Annotated in this window: 3 protein-coding genes and 1 pseudogene; 2 read left to right on the plus strand and 2 right to left on the minus strand. The window is 58.1% G+C overall.

All coding sequences use genetic code 11. From position 1 onward, the window contains the following. Positions 1 to 324: 324 nt before the first annotated feature. On the plus strand, positions 325 to 525 hold the full coding sequence (locus tag J9892_RS22755) for a YbfA family protein (protein ID WP_045523888.1): 201 nt from the start codon (positions 325 to 327) through the stop codon (positions 523 to 525). Positions 526 to 810: 285 nt separating this feature from the next. Here the strand turns inward: J9892_RS22755 and J9892_RS22760 are convergent. Further along, positions 811 to 2049: pseudogene (locus tag J9892_RS22760) on the minus strand (ATP-binding protein); the annotation flags it as partial. A 58-nt stretch (positions 2050 to 2107) separates the two neighbouring features. Continuing rightward, positions 2108 to 2512 carry an IS200/IS605-like element ISAs26 family transposase gene (gene tnpA, locus J9892_RS22765; RefSeq protein ID WP_041205449.1) on the minus strand — a complete coding sequence of 135 codons (405 nt, stop codon included), beginning with the start codon at positions 2510 to 2512 and terminating at the stop codon, positions 2108 to 2110. Positions 2513 to 2569: 57 nt separating this feature from the next. On the opposite strand from tnpA, the gene J9892_RS22770 reads away from it, so the two are divergent. Next, positions 2570 to 3276 (plus strand): RNA-guided endonuclease TnpB family protein (locus J9892_RS22770; RefSeq protein WP_210539102.1); only part of this gene is annotated, 707 nt, incomplete at its 3' end.

Consider the following 3276-nt stretch of genomic DNA (forward strand, 5'->3'; position numbering starts at 1 on the left):
GTGTGCTAACGCCAGGAATCGCATGCGTTTCCTGGCGTTGGTTTCTGCCTTGGCGAGGGCCAAGAAATCGATTGGATCGGACATACTGAGTACAGTGAAACCAGAATAGAGCAATTAGATCACATCTTTAATCTGATTGGTATAACTCTGGAACAGGGGCCGCGTTTTGCCACCTTTGTTGTTTTTTAGTTAAAGAATGTAACCCGGTTTCATTTTTAGGCTTTTAGCCCCATTTTTTATCAAAAAATGGCGCTGTCGGTGTAGTAATCCTACAATGATTGGCGTAATCTTTGTTCAGTGGTCTTACCAGTGAGGCGTTACATCATGTTTCATCCCTTCTCCCTGACTCAGATAATCCTTCGCCGCATCTTCGTCTTGGTGGCGGGTTTGCTCGCCTTCCCGGTGATGCTGTTTCGCCGGGATCGCGCCCGTTTCTACAGTTACCTGCACCGCATCTGGAGCAAGACCAGCACCAAGCCGGTCTGGCTCAAGATGAGCGAGCGAGGGGAGCGGATCTTCTACTGATCCTCCCCGCGACGCCCGCTTCACCCGGTGCCAAACTGGCGTGACAGGCAGGGCGCACCTCCCGATATAAAAAAACCGACACCCTGGTGTCGGTTTTTTTATGGGGCTCGAACCGCCACCGGCCTTGTATCCATGGCTGGTCCACGTTGTCTCTTGTCTCTTGTTTCTTGTTTCTTGTTTCTTGTTTCTTGTTTCTTGTTTCTGTGGGCGACCCTTTATGCCGCACTCTCAGTCGCACTCTCAGCCGCGCCCTTGCGACATGACGGGAGGAAGGGTTGGCGGTACTCAGGGCGCTGGCCCCAGGGTGGCCAGCGCCGCGCGCAGACGGGCGAGGCCGATGGGCTTGAACAGGCAGTCGTTCATGCCGGCGGCGAGACAAAGCTCCCGCTCGCGAGGCTGGGCATGGGCGGTGAAGCCCCAGACGGGCAGGCCATGGCCGAGGGCTCGCAGGCTGCGGGTCAGCTCGAAGCCGTCCATCACCGGCATCTGGCAGTCGGTGATGACCAGATCGAAGGGGTGGCTGGCGAGGGCGCGCAGGGCCTCCAGGCCATTGCTGCGCACACTGACGTCGTGTCCCAGGTGCTTGAGCTGCTGGCGCAGCAGGATCTGGTTGGCGTGATTGTCATCGACCACCAGGATATGCAGCCGATGGGGGAGGGGTTGAGCCTGGTGGGGCTGGGGCGCCGGCATTGCCGTGATCGGGGCGGGGGGTTGCTGAGCGAGCGTGAGGGGCAGCCTTATCTCGAGCCGGGTGCCTTCGCCGACCTGGCTGTGAACGGCTATCTCCCCCCCCATCATCTGGCACAGGATGCGGGCGATGTTGAGGCCCAGCCCGCTGCCGGGGAACTGGCCGTGGGCGCGATAGAAGGGGGTGAAGAGCCGGGGCAGCTTGTCCGCAGGAATGCCGGCTCCGGTGTCGGTGATGGTGAGGTGCAGCACAGGAGGCTGCTCGCCCCCGGTCAGGGTGGCGGTAATGGCGACCCGGCCCTGCTCGGTGAACTTGATGGCGTTGCCGATGAGATTGGAGAGGATCTGGCGCAGGCGAAGGGGATCGATCAGCACCCTTGGCATGGGGGTGTCGGGCAGCCTGACCTCATAGATCAGCCCCTTCTGCTCGGCCATGCCCGCAAAGACCCGGGTGACGGACGAGAGCAGGGGCGCGAGATCGCAGGGGGTGGGAGTCAGGGTCATCTGGCCCGCCTCTATGGAGGCGATATCCAGGCTGTCCCCCAGCAGATCCAGCAGACCGTTGGCGGAGTCGGCGGCGATGCGCAGCAGCTCGCCGCTGTGACGGCTGAGAGCGGGATCCTCGGTGGCCAGCTCCAGCATGCCGAGGATGGCGTTCATGGGGGTGCGGATCTCGTGGCTCATGGTGGCGAGGAAGTCGCTCTTGGCGCGGCTGGCGCTGTCGGCCTGCTGTTTGGCCTCGCGCAGCGCCTCTTCCAGCCGCTTGCGGTCCGTGATGTCTATCCAGCCGTCGATCACCCCGCTGATGGCCCCCTCCCCGTCGAAATAGGGCACCATCTTAAATGCGAAAGGGGACTCCCTCCGACGTAGGTGGGAGGGGAATTTCGCCGGGGCGTCAGCCCCGCTGGTTTTGAATGTATTGCTTGATCACCTCCAACGGTGCTCCGCCGCAAGAGCCCGCAAAGTAAGAGCGTGACCAGAGTACGGGTTTGCTGTAAGCACCTCTCAAGTCCAGAAATTCATTACGCAGTCGCCTTGATGTGACCGCCTTTAACGAGTTCACCAGTACCGATAGCTGTACCGTTGGCGCGTACTCTATCAGCATGTGAACATGATCAGCCTCTCCGTCACACTCTTTCAGTTCCGCACCAAAATCTCTGCAAACCTCTGCCGCACACTGACCGAAGGAGGCGTGATGCAGATCCCCCAGTATCGGCTTTCGATACTTGGTGATAAACACCAAATGTACGTGCAAAGCGTAGGCCGAATGGCGTGATTTATTAATTTTAGTGAATTGCATTCTGTCACTCAATCGGGCTTAATAGATATGGCAACAATGCTACACACTGAGCGCTAAATGCAAATTCTGAAAGCCTACAAATTCCGACTCGAACCGACCGAACAACAAGCGCAACGCCTGCGCCAGTTGGGCGGTTGTGCTCGTTATGTCTGGAATCACGGGCTGGCAGAAACCAAACGCATTCTGGATGCTGGCGAAAAACTGCCTTCTGCCTTTGAGCTGAACCGGATGCTCACCAGTTGGAAGAAAGACCCAGAAATGGCCTTTCTGGCCGAGGCATATACCGACAACCTCCAGCAGAAGCTCAAGGATTTGCATGGCGCGTGGATGCGCTGCTTTGATAAGAAACTCGCCGCCAAGGCACCCGTATTCAAGAAAAAAAGCGACAACCGCGACTCAATCCGCTTCGTCAACTTCGACAAGTATTGCTGCCTTGAAAAGGGTCGCGTGAAGCTGCCTGCCGGGCTGGCGTGGGTCAAGTTCCGTCAGTCCCAGCCAGTTGAAGGGAAAATTAAAAACGCGACCGTCAGCCAAGCAGCCGGGCACTGGTATATCTCCTTTCAGGTCGAGCAGGAGACGCTTGAGCCAATTCACCCCTCCGGCTCAATGGTCGGGCTAGATGCGGGGATCGCCAAGCTCGCAACCCTGTCAGATGGCACGGTGTTTGAGCCCGTCAACAGCTTCAAAACCAATCAGACCAAGCTGGCAAGGCTCCAACGCCAGTTGAGCAAAAAGGTAAAGTTCAGCAGCAACTGGAAGAAACA

Origin of the sequence: Aeromonas sp. Prich7-2 (assembly GCF_017939255.1) — a bacterium.
GTDB classification, from domain to species: Bacteria; Pseudomonadota; Gammaproteobacteria; order Enterobacterales; family Aeromonadaceae; genus Aeromonas; species Aeromonas caviae.